Annotated in this window: 10 protein-coding genes and 3 pseudogenes; all 13 read right to left on the reverse strand. The window is 68.3% G+C overall.

Annotation, left to right across the window (positions count from 1 at the left end; genetic code table 11):
- Positions 1-16 precede the first annotated feature (16 nt).
- The 13 genes and pseudogenes from ftsZ to rsmH all read right to left on the reverse strand — a co-directional run bounded on the left by ftsZ (position 17) and on the right by rsmH (position 15287).
- Positions 17-1252, reverse strand: a complete 1236-nt coding sequence (gene ftsZ, locus A9K58_RS10280) for a cell division protein FtsZ (protein WP_065199279.1) — start codon at positions 1250-1252, stop codon at positions 17-19.
- Positions 1253-1422: 170 nt separating this feature from the next.
- Positions 1423-2658, reverse strand: coding sequence for a cell division protein FtsA (gene ftsA / locus A9K58_RS10285; RefSeq protein ID WP_065199280.1), 1236 nt, complete (start codon positions 2656-2658; stop codon positions 1423-1425).
- 68 nt (positions 2659-2726) lie between these two features.
- A pseudogene (locus A9K58_RS10290) lies at positions 2727-3404 on the reverse strand (cell division protein FtsQ/DivIB); the annotation flags it as partial.
- On the reverse strand, positions 3401-4363 hold the full coding sequence (locus tag A9K58_RS10295) for a D-alanine--D-alanine ligase (protein WP_065199282.1): 963 nt from the start codon (positions 4361-4363) through the stop codon (positions 3401-3403). The pseudogene A9K58_RS10290 and the gene A9K58_RS10295, both read right to left, overlap by 4 nt.
- Positions 4360-5795 (reverse strand): annotated as a pseudogene (gene murC, locus A9K58_RS20070) (UDP-N-acetylmuramate--L-alanine ligase). The gene A9K58_RS10295 and the pseudogene murC overlap by 4 nt, the downstream one beginning before the upstream one ends.
- 40 nt (positions 5796-5835) lie before the next feature.
- Complete coding sequence (murG, locus tag A9K58_RS10305; RefSeq protein ID WP_065199283.1) at positions 5836-6933, reverse strand: undecaprenyldiphospho-muramoylpentapeptide beta-N-acetylglucosaminyltransferase; 1098 nt, start codon at positions 6931-6933, stop codon at positions 5836-5838.
- Positions 6930-8246 carry a putative lipid II flippase FtsW gene (ftsW, locus tag A9K58_RS10310; RefSeq protein WP_065199284.1) on the reverse strand — a complete coding sequence of 439 codons (1317 nt, stop codon included), beginning with the start codon at positions 8244-8246 and terminating at the stop codon, positions 6930-6932. The genes murG and ftsW overlap by 4 nt, the downstream gene beginning before the upstream one ends.
- A gap of 1 nt (position 8247) precedes the next feature.
- A pseudogene (gene mraY / locus A9K58_RS10315) lies at positions 8248-9332 on the reverse strand (phospho-N-acetylmuramoyl-pentapeptide-transferase).
- Positions 9322-10716, reverse strand: a complete 1395-nt coding sequence (locus A9K58_RS10320) for a UDP-N-acetylmuramoyl-tripeptide--D-alanyl-D-alanine ligase (RefSeq protein ID WP_065199285.1) — start codon at positions 10714-10716, stop codon at positions 9322-9324. The pseudogene mraY and the gene A9K58_RS10320 overlap by 11 nt, the downstream one beginning before the upstream one ends.
- On the reverse strand, positions 10713-12221 hold the full coding sequence (locus tag A9K58_RS10325; protein ID WP_065199286.1) for a UDP-N-acetylmuramoyl-L-alanyl-D-glutamate--2,6-diaminopimelate ligase: 1509 nt from the start codon (positions 12219-12221) through the stop codon (positions 10713-10715). Before A9K58_RS10325 ends, A9K58_RS10320 begins: the two co-directional genes overlap by 4 nt.
- Positions 12218-14062 (reverse strand): peptidoglycan D,D-transpeptidase FtsI family protein, encoded by a 1845-nt coding sequence (locus tag A9K58_RS10330; RefSeq protein WP_065199287.1) that lies wholly within the window; start codon positions 14060-14062, stop codon positions 12218-12220. Before A9K58_RS10330 ends, A9K58_RS10325 begins: the two co-directional genes overlap by 4 nt.
- Positions 14059-14322 (reverse strand): cell division protein FtsL, encoded by a 264-nt coding sequence (ftsL, locus tag A9K58_RS10335; RefSeq protein ID WP_065199288.1) that lies wholly within the window; start codon positions 14320-14322, stop codon positions 14059-14061. Before ftsL ends, A9K58_RS10330 begins: the two co-directional genes overlap by 4 nt.
- Entirely contained in the window at positions 14319-15287 is a 969-nt protein-coding gene (gene rsmH, locus A9K58_RS10340) for a 16S rRNA (cytosine(1402)-N(4))-methyltransferase RsmH (protein WP_065199289.1), read from the reverse strand. The genes ftsL and rsmH overlap by 4 nt, the downstream gene beginning before the upstream one ends.
- Between the last annotated feature and the right edge of the window lie 2 nt (positions 15288-15289).

Here is a 15289-nt window from a genome sequence, read left to right on the forward strand (position 1 = left end):
CCCCGGGCGGCCCCGCTCAGTCCGCCTGGCGGCGCAGGAAGGCCGGGATGTCCAGGTAATCGTTCGGCAGTTCCGCTGCCGCCGGTGCCGAAGAGGCACCCACCGACGATGCGGAGGCGGCGGCGGTATCGCTGCTGGCACGCCGCAGGCCCAGGCCCACGCCTCCAACGGCCTTGGACACGGCGTCACCGCCGTTGTCGAAATCGCCGAACTCCGGCTGGCCGGTGGTGGCGTTGCGCACCAGCTTGATCGGTGCGCGCTCGCCCGGACGCTGGCTCTTGCTGCTTGCCACGCGGTTCAGGCCGGTGGCGACCACCGTCACGCGCACCTCGTCCTGCATGTCCGGATCCAGAACGGTGCCGACCACGACCGTGGCGTCCTCGGAGGCGAATCCATCAATGGTGCGACCGATTTCGTCGAACTCGGCCATGGTGAAGTCGGCGCCGGCGGTGATGTTGACCAGGATGCCGTTGGCACCGGCCAGGTTCACGTCGTCCAGCAGCGGATTCTGGATCGCAGCCTCGGCAGCGGCCTGGGCACGGTCATCGCCGCGGGCGGTGCCGGTACCCATCATCGCCAGGCCCATTTCGGACATGACGGTGCGCACGTCGGCGAAGTCGACGTTGATCAGGCCCGGGCGCACGATCAGGTCGGCAATGCCCTGCACGGCGCCCTGCAGCACGTCGTTGGCGGCACGGAAGGCCTGGATCATGGTCGCGTTGCGGCCCAGCACGGTGATCAGCTTCTCGTTCGGGATGGTGATCAGCGAGTCGCAGTGCTGGCTCAGCTCCTCGATGCCCTTCAGTGCCACCTGCATGCGGCGACGGCCTTCGAACGGGAACGGCTTGGTGACCACGGCCACGGTCAGGATGCCCATTTCCTTGGCCAGCTGCGCCACCACCGGCGCGGCGCCGGTACCGGTGCCACCGCCCATGCCGGCGGTGATGAACACCATGTCCGCCCCCTGCAGGGCATCCATGATGCGCTCACGGTCCTCCAGCGCGGCCTGGCGGCCGACTTCCGGGTTCGCACCAGCGCCCAGGCCCTTGGTCACGTTGGTGCCCAGCTGCAGCTGCAGCTTGGCGCCACAATTCTTGATGGCCTGCGAGTCGGTGTTGGCGGTGATGAATTCCACGCCGTCCACCGCCGAGTTGACCATGTGCGCCACGGCGTTGCCGCCGCCGCCGCCCACGCCAACCACCTTGATCACCGCATTGGGTGCCATCTTTTCGATCAGTTCAAAATGCGCCATGTCCGTGTCCTCGTTGTATCCGCTTTGGCTGGCATGGGCATTCGGGCATCCTGCCGTCCTGCTGCATGCCGACGTTGCGGCTGTGTGGGTTGTGTGTTGCCAGTGTTGCGTTGTGATGCAGGTACTGCGGGTGTTGCGCCCGGGCAATGCCCGGTCTTGCCGGTGCCGCGTCAGAACTCGCCGCGGAACCAGGTCTTGAGCTTCTTGAACATGCTTCCAGCGCGCCCGGTCGGCAGTGTCGGCCGCCGCGGGTGTTCGATCTGGCTGCCCATCAGCAGCAGGCCCACGCCGGTGGCATGCACCGGGTTGCCGACCACTTCGCCGAGGCCGGTGACGTGCTGGGGGATCCCCACGCGCACCGGCATCTGCAGCATTTCCTCGGCCAGTTCGACCACGCCCTCCATCTTCGAGGCGCCACCGGTCAGCACCATGCCGGCGCGTACCAGTTCCTCGAAACCGGAACGGCGCAGTTCGGCCTGCACCATCTCGAAGATCTCCTCGTAGCGGCCCTGCACCGCCTGCGCCAGCGAGTGGCGTGGCATGCGGCGCGGCGGGCGGTCACCCACCGACGGCACCTGGATGCTTTCTTCGGCGGTTGCCAACTGGGCCAGTGCGCAGGCGTAGCGCACCTTGATCTGCTCGGCTTCCGGCGTCGGCGTGCGCAGCATGTGCGCGATGTCATTGGTCACGTGGTCGCCGGCGATCGGCAGCGACGCGGTGTGGCAGATCGCGCCCTGCACGAACACCGCGATATCGGTGGTACCGGCGCCCATATCGACCAGCACCACGCCGAGCTCGCGCTCGTCGGCGGTCAGTACCGCCACGCTGGAGGCCAGCGAGGACAGCACCAGGTCGTCCACCTGCAGGCCACAGCGCTGCACGCACTTGCTGATGTTGGCCGCCGCCGACTGCGCGCACACCACCAGGTGCGCGTGCACTTCCAGGCGCACGCCGGTCATGCCGACCGGATTGCGGATACCTTCCTGCGAATCGTCCAGCACGTATTCGCGCGGGATCGCGTGCAGGATCTTCTGGTCGGCCGGGATCGCCACCGCCTTGGCCGCGTCAAGCACGCGGTCCAGGTCGCCCCAGGTCACTTCGCCGTCGCGGATCGGCACGATGCCCGGCGAGTTCTTGCACTGCACATGGTTGCCGGAGATCGAGGCGTAGACCGAGCGGATCTCGCAGCCGGCCATCAGCTCGGCTTCCTCCACCGCGCGCTGGATCGACTGCACGGTCGATTCGATGTCCACCACCACGCCGCGCTTCAGGCCGCGCGATTCATGCGAGCCGATGCCGATCACTTCGATCGGATTGCCCGGCGAATACTCGCCCACCAGCGCCACCACCTTGGAGGTGCCGATGTCCAGGCCAACGATCAGCGATTTGTCACCCTTGCGATTCATGTCCTTTCCTGCGTGCTTCTGGCCGGGGTCGCCGGCGTTTTCGCCGGCGTGGCCGGGGTACCCCAGCTCAGCGTGAAACCATTGGTATAACGGAGGTCGGCGCGCTCGATGGGCGCGTCCTGGCGGTTGAGCTGCGGCAGCACCTTGACGAAGCGCTGCAGGCGCGAGCGCGCGTCGTCACGGCCAACCACCACTTCGGTGCCATTGCTCAGCACCAGCGACCAGCTGCCCCGCGCATCCATCGTCACCCCGCGCACGTCCACGCCGGCCGGTGCGAACAAGGCACGCGAATCGCTGTACAACTTCATCACCTCTCCGGTCTGGCTGTCCGGGCCATCCAGTTCGGGCAGGGCCAGGTCGGCCAGCTTTTTCGGCGTGGGAAACAGCTTGCCCTGCTCCGACAGCAGGCGATCGTTGCCCCAGCGCGCGAATGGCTTGTGCTCGACCAGCGTCACCTCCAGCACGTCCGGCCACTGCTTGCGCACCTGCGCGCTTTCCACCCACGGCAGCTTTTCCAGCGCATCCTGGGCATCCTGCAGCTTGACGGCGAAGAAGCCGGCACGTGCATACGGCAGCAGCACCTGCTGCAACTGTTCAGCCGGCACCCGCTTGAACTCGGCGTGCACGCGCAGCTTCGCCAGCGGCCAGCGCTCGGCGCCGACCCAGCCGTTGACCACCGCCACGATCGGCAGTGCAACCACCGACAGCGCCAACAGCCAGACGAAGATGCGCAGCACCGCGTTCATGCGTGCGAGGCCTCCAGGGTCTGCTCCAGCACGCGCCACACCAGTTCCTCGAAGCCGACGCCGGCCTCGCGCGCCGCCTTGGGCACCAGCGAGTGGCTGGTCATGCCCGGCGCGGTGTTCACTTCCAGCAGGAAGAAGCGGCCACTGCTGCGGTCGCGCATCACATCCACGCGGCCCCAGCCGCGGCAGCCAGCAGCCTGGAACGCGGCCAGCGCGATGCGGCGGATCTCGTCCTCGGCCTCACCTTCCAGCCCCGGGCACAAGTACTGGGTGTCTTCGGCGATGTACTTGGCGTTGTAGTCGTACCACTGGCCCTTGGGCACGATACGGATCGACGGCAGTGCGATGTCACCCAGGATGGCCACGGTCAGTTCGTCCCCGACCACCATCTGCTCCATCAGCAGCTGGCCGTCGTAGCGCGCAGCCAGGGCCACGGCGTCGTCCAGCCCGGTTTCGTCGGTGACCCGGCTGATGCCCACGCTGGATCCTTCGTTGGCCGGCTTCACCACCACCGGCAGGCCCAGTTCGGCGGCCAGCGCATGCACGTTCGATGCGTCCACCTTCCTGTACTGCGGGGTCGGCAGGCCCAACGACAGCCACACCTGCTTGGTGCGGATCTTGTCCATGCTCAGCGCCGAGCCCAGCACGCCCGAGCCGGTGTACGGCACGCCGAAGGCCTCCATCAGCCCCTGCACGATGCCATCCTCACCGCCACCGTTGTGCCCATGCAGGATGTTGAACACGCGGTCGATGCCGCCGGCAGCGAGCGCCCCCGCCAGTGCTGGAATGCCATCCACGGCGAAGGCGTCGACGCCACGCGACTGCAGGGCTTCAAGCACGTTGCGGCCGGAGTCGAGCGACACCTCGCGTTCGCTGGAGCTGCCGCCGAGCAGCACCGCAACACGGCCGAACACGGCCGGATCGGTCACGCGCAGCGGCGGGAAGGTCAGTGCGCTCACGCCTGGCCCTCCGCCTTGAAGCCTTCCACCGCGATGTGGGTGGCGACGGCGCCGATATCACCCGCCCCCATCATCAGCAGCAGGTCACCATCCTGCAGCACGTCCGGCAGCACGCTGGCAAGCTCGGCGGCCTTGCCCACCACCACCGGCTCGCTGCGGCCGCGCGCACGGATGGCGCGGGCCAGCGCATGCGAGTCGGCACCAGCGATCGGCTCCTCACCGGCCGGGTAGACCTCGCTCAGCACCAGTGCATCGACGCTGGAAAGCACGGCGGCGAACTTGTCGAACTGGTCGCGGGTGCGGCTGTACCGGTGCGGCTGGAAGGCCACCACCAGGCGCTTGTCGGCCCAACCGCCACGCGCGGCGGCGAACACTGCCTCCAGCTCGCTCGGATGGTGGCCGTAGTCGTCGATGATGCGCACCCGGGCACCGCTGGCGGTGGTCACCTCACCCAGGTCGTTGAAGCGACGGCCAACGCCGGCGAACCCTTCCAGCGCGCGCGCGATCGCGTCGGGCGCCACGCCCAGCTGCCAACCCACCGCAGCGGCAGCCAGTGCATTGAGCACGTTGTGCCGGCCCGGCAGTGCCAGCACCACCTCCTGGCTGGTGCCCTGCGGCAGGCGCAGGGTGAAGCGCATGCGCGCACCGTCCTGCACCACGTTCTCGGCACGCACGTCCGCCTGCGGGCTCATGCCGTAGCTCATCACGTGGCGCGGGGTCCTGGCGGCCAGTGCGCCACTTCCGGATCATCGATGCACAGCACCGCCAGGCCGTAGAACGGCAGGCGCTGCAGGAACTCGGCGAACGCCGCCTGCACGCGGGCGAAGTCGTTGCCGTAGTTTTCCAGGTGGTCGGCATCGATGTTGGTGATGATCGACATCAGCGGATTCAGGCGCAGGAAGCTGCCATCGCTTTCATCGGCCTCGGCCACCAGCCACTGCCCACCGCCCAGCTTGGCGTTGGCACCGGCGGCGAGCAGCTGGCCACCGATCACGAAGGTCGGATCCAGGCCGCCTTCGCTCAGCACCGCAGCGGTCAGGCTGGTGGTGGTGGTCTTGCCGTGGGTACCGGCCACCGCGATGCCGCGGCGGAAGCGCATCAGCTCGGCCAGCATCGCTGCCCGCGGCATGATCGGGATGCGCTGGCTGCGTGCCTCCATCAGTTCCGGGTTGTCCTCACGGATAGCACTGGAAACCACCACGCAGTCGGTGCCCAGCACGTTGGCCGCCGAGTGGCCACGCATGATGCGCGCGCCGAGGCTGGCCAGGCGGCGGGTCGCCACGTTGTCGGCGTTGTCCGAGCCGGACACTTCATAGCCCAGCGTCAGCATCACTTCGGCGATACCGCTCATGCCGGTGCCGCCGATGCCGACGAAATGCACGCGCGGGAACGCGCGCACCAGGTCGTTGGTGTCGTGCAGGCGGCGGATCATGCGCGGCCTCGCGCAGGGCAGGCGCGGTGGCATGCCTTCTTCATACAGCTTCCTCGAGAATGATATCGGCGATGCGCTCGGCGGCATCGACCTTGGCCAGGGCACGCGCGGCTTGCGCCATCTGCATGCGGCGGGCGGGATTTTCGGACAGATCGCGCAGCAGTGCGGCAATGCCGTCGGCCAGCGTTCCGTCCTGCTTCAGCAACACCGCCGCGCCGCGCTCGGCCAGGTACTCCGCATTGCGGGTCTGGTGATCGTCGACGGCAGCGGGGAACGGCACCAGCACGCTGCCGACACCAGCCGCGCACAGCTCGGCCAGGGTCGATGCGCCGGCACGGCAGACCACCAGGTCCGCCCAGGCAACGGCTTCGGCCATGTCGGCGATGAACGGTGTGATTTCAGCCTGCACGCCGGCCTTGGCATACGCCTCGACGGCTTCTGCATGCATCTTCTCGCCACTCTGGTGGCGCACCTGCACCGGAACACCCGTGCCCAGCGCGGCGACCGCCTGTGGCACGCCGGTGTTCAGCGCACGCGCGCCCTGGCTGCCACCGACCACCAGTACGCGCAGCGGGCCCTGGCGGTCGGCGAAGCGCTGTTCCGGCGGCGCGATGGCGGCGATCTCGGCACGCACGGGGTTGCCGACGAACTCCTCGCGCGCGGCGAAGGTATCCGGGAAACCCGTGAGCAGGCGACGGGCATAGCGCGACAGGATGCGGTTGGTCAGGCCCGGCGCACGGTTCTGCTCATGCACGACCAGTGGCAGCCCATGCAGGCGCGTGGCCATCCCGCCGGGGCCGGACGCGAAGCCACCGAAAGCCACCACCGCACGTGGCTGGCGCTGGCGGATGATCATGCCTGCGGCGCGCAGCGCGCGCATCAGCCGCCACGGTGCCGCCAGCAGGGCCAGCTTGCCCTTGCCGCGCAGGCCGGTGATGGCCAGGGTGTCGATCGGAATGTCGTGCTGCGGGACCAGGCGGGTCTCCATCGCGCCCTCGGCACCCATCCAGGTGACCGGAACGCCTCGCTCACGCAGCACGCGGGCCACGGCCAGACCTGGGAAGATGTGCCCGCCGGTGCCACCGGCCAGGATCATCACGGGGCGGGGGCTGGCAGCGGCGTTCGGAGCGGCGCTCATGACAGCCTCCCGAAAGTGGGTTCAACGCGCGACTGCAGCCGGCTGGTCCCCCGTGCGGCGGGCGCTACTGCCACGGGCTCGGCGCGCATCGGCCCACTGGCCGTGGCCGGCGCCACCGGTTCGTGCACGGCCGCCGCAGCGACGGCCTCTTCACCGCCACCGATGCGCACGGCCTGGCGGCGCTCGGCACGCTTGAGCTCATAGGACACGCGCAGCAGCAGCCCCATCGCAACGCAGGTCATCAGCACCGAGGAGCCGCCGGAGGAGATCAGCGGCAGGGTCAGGCCCTTGGTCGGCAGGATGCCCAGGTTCACGCCGATCGAAACGAAGGTCTGCATGCTGATCCACAGGCCGATGCCGAAGGCGATGTAGCCGGAGAAGTGGCGCTTCATCTCGACGCAGCGCATGCCCAGCCAGAAAGTACGGCCGACCAGCAGCGCGTACAGGGCCACGATCACGCAGGTGCCCAGGAAGCCGAACTCCTCGGCGGTGACCGAGAAGATGAAGTCGGTGTGCGCTTCGGGCAGGTAGTAGAGCTTCTGCACCGAATTGCCCAGGCCGACCCCGGTCCATTCACCACGGCCCACCGCCATCAGCGCGTTCGACAACTGGTAGCCGTCGCCCTGCTGGTCGGCCCACGGGTCCAGGAAGGAGGTGATGCGGCGCATGCGGTACGGCTCGATGATCGCCAGCGCGCTCATGCCGACCAGGCCGATGATCACCGGCATCGACATGCGCGGCATGTTCACCCCGCCCAGCACCAGCATGCCGGCGGTGATCGCCAGCAGCAGGGTCGACGAACCGAAGTCCGGCTGCAGCAGCAGCAGCAGCACCAGCGCACCGGCTACGCCCAGCGGCTTGAGCATCGCCGGCCAGGTGGCGTTGACCTCGTCGCGGAAGCGCACCAGGTAGCTGGACAGCCAGACGATATACAGCACCTTCACCGCTTCGACCGTCTGGAACTTGGAGATGCCCAGGTTGATCCAGCGGCGCGCGCCGTTGACCGTGCTGCCCAGGCCCGGCATGAACACCGCCAGCAGCAGCACGAAGCACCCCAGCAGCAGCATCTGGTTGTACTGCTCGATGGACTTCAGCTCGGTGCGGGCAGCGAAGAACGCCAGCACGATGCCCACCGCCAGGAAGACCAGGTGGCGGTTGAGGTAGTAGAACGGGCTGCTCATCAAGGCGATCGAGCTGGACGCCACCATCACCACGCCAATGCCGGTGAGCGCGATGATCGCGCCCAGCAGCCACTTGTCGTAGCTGCCTTCGATGGCTTCAAGGCGTGTTGCCTGGCGGGACAGGTCGTTCATCTCAGCGCACCTTCAACGTGGCCAGGCCGATCAGCACGAGCACGACGGAGATGATCCAGAAGCGCACGATCACGCGCGGCTCGGGCCAGCCCTTCAGTTCGAAGTGATGGTGGATCGGCGCCATGCGGAACACGCGCTTGCCGGTCAGCTTGAACGAAGCCACCTGGATCATCACCGACAGGGTTTCGATCACGAACACGCCGCCCATGATCACCAGCACCAGCTCCTGGCGGGTGATCACCGCGATGGTGCCCAGCACCGCGCCCAGCGCCAGCGCGCCGATATCGCCCATGAAGACCATGGCCGGATAGGTGTTGAACCACAGGAAGCCCAGGCCCGCGCCGGCGATCGCCGCGCAGATGATGACCAGTTCGCCGGCGCCCGGAATCTGCGGGATCTGCAGGTAGTTGGCGAACACCACGTTGCCGGAGGCATAGGCGAACACACCCAGCGCGCAGGCCACCAGCACGGTCGGCATGATGGCCAGGCCATCCAGGCCGTCGGTCAGGTTCACCGCGTTGGAGAAGCCGACGATCCAGAAGTAGGCGATGGCCACGAAGCCGACGCCGGCCAGCGGCAGCGCTACCGACTTGAACATCGGGATGTAGAAGTCAGCGCGGCCGGCACGTCGGCGGTGTAGAACAGGAACAGGCCCGCGGCCAGGCCGAAGATCGACTGCAGCAGGTACTTCCAGCGCGACTTCAGGCCGTTCGGGTCGCGACGGACGATCTTGATCCAGTCGTCGTACCAGCCGATGGCGCCGAAGCACAGCATCACGGCCAGCACCAGCCACACGTAGCGGTTGCGCAGGTCCGCCCACATCAGCACCGACAGGGTGACGGTGAGCAGGATCAGCGAGCCGCCCATGGTCGGCGTACCGGCCTTGGAGAAATGCGTCTGCGGGCCATCCTTCCGGATCGGCTGGCCGCCCTTGAACTGGGCAAGCTTGCGGATCACCGCCGGGCCGAGCCACAGCGACAGGAACAGGGCCGTCAACGCGGCAAGGATGGCGCGGAACGTCTGGTAGTTGAACAGCCCGAACAGGCTCTCCAACTGCTGCAACCATCGAGCCAGTTCATACAACATGCGGGGATTCCTCTCCTTGCGCCAGCAGCGCTTTGACAATCATGTCCATGGCGCTGCCACGGGAACCCTTGACCAGGCAGCGCACGCCGGCGTGCAGCTCGCCCTTCAGCGCCTGCGACAGCGCGTCATGGGTGGCGAAATGACGGCCGCCTTCGCCGAAGGCGGCGGCGGCGGCGGCGCTGAGCGGACCCAGCGCATACAGGCGCTTCAGCCCGGCGGCGCGTGCACGGATGCCAGCCTGCGCATGCAGTGCCTCGGCATCCGGGCCCAGCTCGCGCATGTCACCCAGTACCAGCCAGCCCTCTTCCGGTGCAGCGGCCAGGGCCTCAATGGCGGCAGCCAGCGAACCAGGATTGGCGTTGTAGCTGTCGTCCACCAGCACCGCGCCGTTGCGCAGCTGATGGGCGATCTGGCGGCCCGGCACCGGCTGCGCATCAGCCAGGCCGGCCGCGATGAGTACCAGGTCGATGCCGGCGGCCAGCGCCAGGCTGGCAGCGGCGAGCGCGTTGCTGACGTTGTGCCGGCCCGGCAGGCCCAGCACCACGCGGGCCTCGCCGGTCGGGGCGACCAGGGTGAACTGGCTGCCCTGCGCACCGGCGCGGATATCGCGCGCGGTCACTTCGGCCGTATGTTCCAGGCCGTAACGCAGCACGCGGCAACGCGCCGGGGTGCCGACGAAGTGCTGTTCGAACCAGCGGCCGTAGGCCTCGTCGGCGTTGATCACTGCCACGCCGTCGGCCGGCAGCGCGGCATAGATCGCGCCCTTGGTGACCGCCACGCCGAGCAGGCTGCCCATCCGCTCGAGGTGGGCGGGGGCGATGTTGTTGACCAGCGCATAGCGCGGGCGGGCGATATCGGTCAGGTAGGCGATATCGCCCGGCTTGCCGGCGCCCATCTCGTAGACCGCGTAGTCGGCGTCTTCGGGGGCGTCGATCACCGCCAGCGGCAGGCCGATTTCGTTGTTGCGATTGCCCGGGTTGGCATAGACCACCCGGTGCGCGTGCTGCGACACCTGCTGCAGGATCGACAGCAGCAGGCTCTTCACGCTGGTCTTGCCGTTGCTGCCGGTGATCGCGAACACCTCGGTACTGCGGTCGCGCTGCATGCCGGTGGCAATCTTCGCCAGCGCCAGTTCGCTGTCGGCCACCAGCACCTGCGGCAGTTCGATCGGCAGCAGGCGCTCGACCAGCAGCGCGCTGGCGCCGCGCGCCTGTGCATCGGCTGCAAAATCATGGCCGTCGAAGCGCTCGCCGCGCAGCGCCACGTAGAGGCTGCCCGGGCCGAGGCTGCGGGTGTCGTTGCTGACCGCATCGATGGCCACGTCGTCGCCGTGGATCTCGCCGCCGGCCCAGTGCGCGATCAGCGAAAGCAGGGTGCGCTTCATGCGGTGCCCTCCCCGGCCTGCGCACGCTGTACGCCGGCCTTGGCAGCCAGTGCCGCAGCGGCCACTTCGGTGTCGTCGAAGTCATGGCGCACGCCGTTGACCTCCTGGTAGGGCTCGTGGCCCTTGCCGGCGATCAGGATGATGTCGCCCGCACCGGCGCGCTTCACCGCCAGGCCGATCGCACGCGCGCGGTTGCGCTGCACGGTCACGGCCTCGGCATTCTGGAAACCGGCCAGGATGTCGGCCACGATCACGTCGCCATCTTCGCCACGCGGGTTGTCGTCGGTAACGATGACCTGGTTTGCCAGGCGTTCGGCGATGGCCGCCATCTGCGGGCGCTTGCCGGTGTCACGCTCGCCGCCGCAGCCGAACACGCAGAACAGCGTGCCCTGCAGATGACCGTGCAGGCTGTCCAGCGCCTGCTCCAGCGCGTCCGGGGTATGCGCGTAATCGACCACCACCGTCGGCAGGCCGCCTTCGCCGCCAAGGCGGTTCATGCGGCCACGGATCGGCTGCAGCGCCGACAGCACCTCGGCAATACGCGGCAGCGGCTGGCCCTGCGCGTGCAGGGTGCCGGCCACGGCCAGCAGGTTGTCCACGTTGAAGCGGCCCAGCAGCGGCGACTGCACCACCGCGCGCTGGCCGTCGATGACCAGTTCGAACGCGATGCCGCGGCCATCCAGCTGCAGTGCTTCGGCACGCACGCTGGCCCCGGCGGCACCGCGTGAGCTCAGGCCAATCGGCTGCACGCCCGCCGGCAGGCCCGCGAACAGCTGGCGGCCGAAGGCGTCATCGAGATTGATCACCGCCGCCTTCAGGCCGGGGCGATGGAACAGCCGCGCCTTGGCCGCACCGTAGCTGGCCATGTCACCGTGGTAATCGAGGTGATCGCGGGTGAGGTTGGTGAACACCGCCACGTCGTAATGCACGGCATCCACGCGCCCCTGGTCCAGGGCATGCGAGCTGACCTCCATCGCCACCGCGCGCGCACCGGCATCCCGCAGCTGCGCCAGCAGGGCATGCATCTGCAGCACCAGCGGCGTGGTGAATCCGGTCGGCTCGACCGCACCGTAAAGCCCGGCGCCCAGCGTGCCGATACTGCCACTGGACGTGCCGAGCAGGTGCCAGGCCTGGACCAGCAGCTGTACGGTGGAGGTCTTGCCGTTGGTGCCGGTCACGCCGACCATCGCCATCGCCCGCGACGGCGCGCCATGGAACTGGTCGGCCATCGCGCCCATGCGCGCGCGCAGGCCCGGCACGGCGATCGCATCGGCCGGGGCCGGAAGATCGGCCGGGGCCGGCGGCTCGAACAGGATGGCGCTGGCACCCGCCGCACGGGCCTGTTCAACGAAGCCCAGGCCATGCGCACCAAACCCGGCGATGGCGACAAAGGCATTGCCAGGACGCACGGCGCGGCTGTCCAGCACCAGACCGGTCAGGACGGGGTCGTGCCCTGCGAGAGCAACGTCCGGAAGCAACTGCGAAAGCAACATCGAAGGACTCATTGCGTGCCTCCCGTAGCGGGCGGCGTCTGTGCGTGCGCGCTGGGCAGCGCGGCATCGAATTCAGCGGCGGCATCGACCGGCAGGGCAGCCTCGGCCGGCGGCGCCGGCAGGATCGAGGCCGAATGGCCGACCTTGCCGGACTGCTGCGCGGCCAGCCACGACTGCAGGTCGTCCAGCGGTACGTCCATCAGGCGCAGCGTGCCTTCCATCACGTTGTGGTAGACCGGCGCCGATACCAGGCCGCCGTAGAACTTGCCGGCCTGCGGGTCGTTGATGACGATGACGGTGGCGAAACGCGGATTGGTGGCGGGCACCACACCGGCGAACAGCGCATTGTAGTGGCCGCGCTCGTAACCACCGGGGCCGGTCTTGCGCGCGGTACCGGTCTTGCCGGCCACGCGGTAGCCCAGCACCGCCGCCTGCTTGGCACCGCCCTGGGTAACCACCGTTTCCATCATCGCCACCACCTGCCTGGCGACGTTCTCGTCGATGACCTGATGCGCCTCGTTGCGCTGGCCCTTGACGAAGGTCGGCGCGATCAACTTGCCGCCATTGGCCAATGCCGAATAGGCGGTCGCGATCTGCAGCGGCGTTACGTTCAGGCCATAACCGTAGGACATGGTGGTCTTGGTGGCACCGTCCCAGTTGGCCGGACGCCGCACCACGCCGCCGGATTCACCCGGGAAACCGCTGTGCGGCACCGAGCCGTAGCCAAAACGGCGCACGCCGTCGTAGAACACCTGGTCCGGCATCCTGGCGGCGATCTTGGCCGCGCCGATGTTGGAACTGCGGGTGATCACCCCGGTCACGTTCAGCACGCCGTTGTTGCGCGGCACGTCGCGGATGGTGAAGCGGGCCACCGACATGTAGCCCGGGTTGGTGTCGATGATGGTGTCCTTGGTCACCACGCCAGCCTGCAGCGCGGTGGCGATGGTCAACGGCTTCATCGTCGAACCCGGCTCGACCAGGTCGGTCACTGCACGGTTGCGGCGCGCGTCGGGCAACGCGCCGGTCAGCGAATTCGGGTTGTAGGTCGGCAGGTTGACCATGGCCAGGATCTCGCCGGTGGTCACGTCCATGATCACCATCGAGCCGCCGGCCGCCTTGTTGGCCACCAGCGCGTTGCGCAGCTCCTTGAAGGCCAGGTACTGGATGCGGCGGTCGATGCTGAGGGTCAGGTCCTTGCCCGGCTCGGCGGCGCGCAGCAGGTCGCTCTCGACGGTCTCGCCCTTGCGGTTGCGGATCACCCGCTTGGCACCCGGCTTGCCGCGCAGCCATTCGTCGAACGCGAGCTCCAGGCCTTCCTGGCCCCGGTCATCGATGTTGGTGAAGCCCAGCACGTGCGCCATCGCCTCGCCCTGCGGGTAGAAGCGGCGGAACTCGCGCTGCGCGGCCACGCCCGGAATCTTCAGCGCGACCACCCGCTCCGCTTCGTCCGGATTGATCCGGCGACGCAGGTACATGAACTCCTTGTCCGACTTCTGCGACAGGCGGCTGCTGAGCTCATCCACCGACATGCCGACCGCCTGGGCCAACTCGGGAATGCGCTCGGGGGCACGCAGCAGATCCTGCGGATTGACCCAGATCGAAGCGACCGGCGTCGACACCGCCAGCGGCTCGCCGTTGCGATCGGTGATCATGCCGCGCGAGGTCTTGATCGGCAGCTCGCGCAGGTAGCGGGCCTCGCCCTGCCGCTGGTAGAAATCGCTGTTGATGATCTGCACGTAGGCCGCACGGCCGACCAGCGACACCGAGCACAGGCCGAGCGCCAGCGCCACCCAGCGCAGGCGCTGGCGCAGGTTGAAGGCGTTGCGCGGGCGGTTGCGGCCGGCCTTGCTCATGGGCGCACCACCACGATGTCGGCGGCTTCGGGGAACTTCATGCCCAGCTTCTCGCGGGCGATGCGATCGACGCGGTTGGCTTCGGCCAGGGTGGCCTGCTCCAGCTGCAGGCGGCCGAACTCAAGGTTGATGTCATCGCGCTTGCGCTCGGCGCGCGACAGCTCGATGAACGTCTGGCGATGGCGGTGACGCACGAACACGACACCGATCGCCGAGGCCACGGTGGCAGCCAGCAGGATGATCAGCAGCAGCCGGCTCATGCGTCGGCCTCCCGCTTCTGCGCTACGCGCAGTACGGCGCTGCGGGCACGCGGATTGGCCGCCAGCTCCTCGTCGGTGGCCTTGATGGCACCGCCGATCAGCTGCAGCGTCGGCACGAACGCACCCGCCTCGGGCAGGCGCCGGTTGGCCGGCGGTGCCTTGGCCAGGCGGTTCATGTACTGCTTGACGATGCGGTCTTCCAGCGAATGGAAGCTGATTACTGCCAGGCGGCCGCCCGGCTTGAGCCGTTCCACTGCCGCATCGAGCCCGGCCTCCAGATCGGCCAGCTCGCGGTTGATGTGGATGCGGATGGCCTGGAAGCTGCGCGTGGCCGGGTGGATCTTGTCTTTCCCACGCGGCATTACCGAGGCAATCAGCTCGGCCAGTTCGGCGGTGCGGGAGAACGGCTGCTTCTCGCGGCGGGCCACGATGGCGCGGGCGATGCGCCGGCTCTGGCGCTCTTCGCCGTAGGTCCACAGCACGTCGGCGATCTCGCGCTCTTCGGCGCGGTTGAGCCACTGCGCGGCGCTTTCACCACTGTCCGGGTCCATGCGCATGTCCAGCGGGCCGTCCTTGCCGAAGCTGAAGCCACGCTCGGCCACGTCCAGCTGCGGCGACGACACGCCAAGGTCGAACAGCACGCCATCCAGGCCCTCTGCCGTCGCGTCCCATTGCAGCAGCTGGGCGAAGCTGCCGCGGAAGATGGACACGCGCGGGTCCGGCGCGAAATCGCGCTCGGCAACGGCAATGGCTTCCGGATCCTTGTCCATGACCAGCAGGCGCCCCTCGGGACCAAGCTGGGTGAGCACGCCACGGGCATGACCGCCACGACCGAACGTGCCATCCAGATAACGTCCGTTTTCGATCACCCTCAGGCCTTCAAGGACCTGGGTGTACAGGACCGGCAGATGCACCGCCGGCGACTGCGACACCGGAAGGTGACCGGCCTGCGCTTCTGGGCGCATCC

The organism is Stenotrophomonas maltophilia (genome assembly GCF_001676385.1).
GTDB classification, from domain to species: Bacteria; Pseudomonadota; Gammaproteobacteria; order Xanthomonadales; family Xanthomonadaceae; genus Stenotrophomonas; species Stenotrophomonas maltophilia_J.

Excerpts from the sequence above, each read along its gene's own strand:
- ftsZ (WP_065199279.1), bottom strand. The coding sequence starts at position 1,252 with ATGGCGCATTTTGAACTGATCGAAAAGATGGCACCCAATGCGGTGATC.
- ftsA (WP_065199280.1), bottom strand. The coding sequence starts at position 2,658 with ATGAATCGCAAGGGTGACAAATCGCTGATCGTTGGCCTGGACATCGGC.
- murG (WP_065199283.1), bottom strand. The coding sequence starts at position 6,933 with ATGAGCGCCGCTCCGAACGCCGCTGCCAGCCCCCGCCCCGTGATGATC.
- ftsW (WP_065199284.1), bottom strand. The coding sequence starts at position 8,246 with ATGAACGACCTGTCCCGCCAGGCAACACGCCTTGAAGCCATCGAAGGC.
- A9K58_RS10320 (WP_065199285.1), bottom strand. The coding sequence starts at position 10,716 with ATGAAGCGCACCCTGCTTTCGCTGATCGCGCACTGGGCCGGCGGCGAG.
- A9K58_RS10325 (WP_065199286.1), bottom strand. The coding sequence starts at position 12,221 with ATGAGTCCTTCGATGTTGCTTTCGCAGTTGCTTCCGGACGTTGCTCTC.
- A9K58_RS10330 (WP_065199287.1), bottom strand. The coding sequence starts at position 14,062 with ATGAGCAAGGCCGGCCGCAACCGCCCGCGCAACGCCTTCAACCTGCGC.
- ftsL (WP_065199288.1), bottom strand. The coding sequence starts at position 14,322 with ATGAGCCGGCTGCTGCTGATCATCCTGCTGGCTGCCACCGTGGCCTCG.
- rsmH (WP_065199289.1), bottom strand. The coding sequence starts at position 15,287 with ATGCGCCCAGAAGCGCAGGCCGGTCACCTTCCGGTGTCGCAGTCGCCG.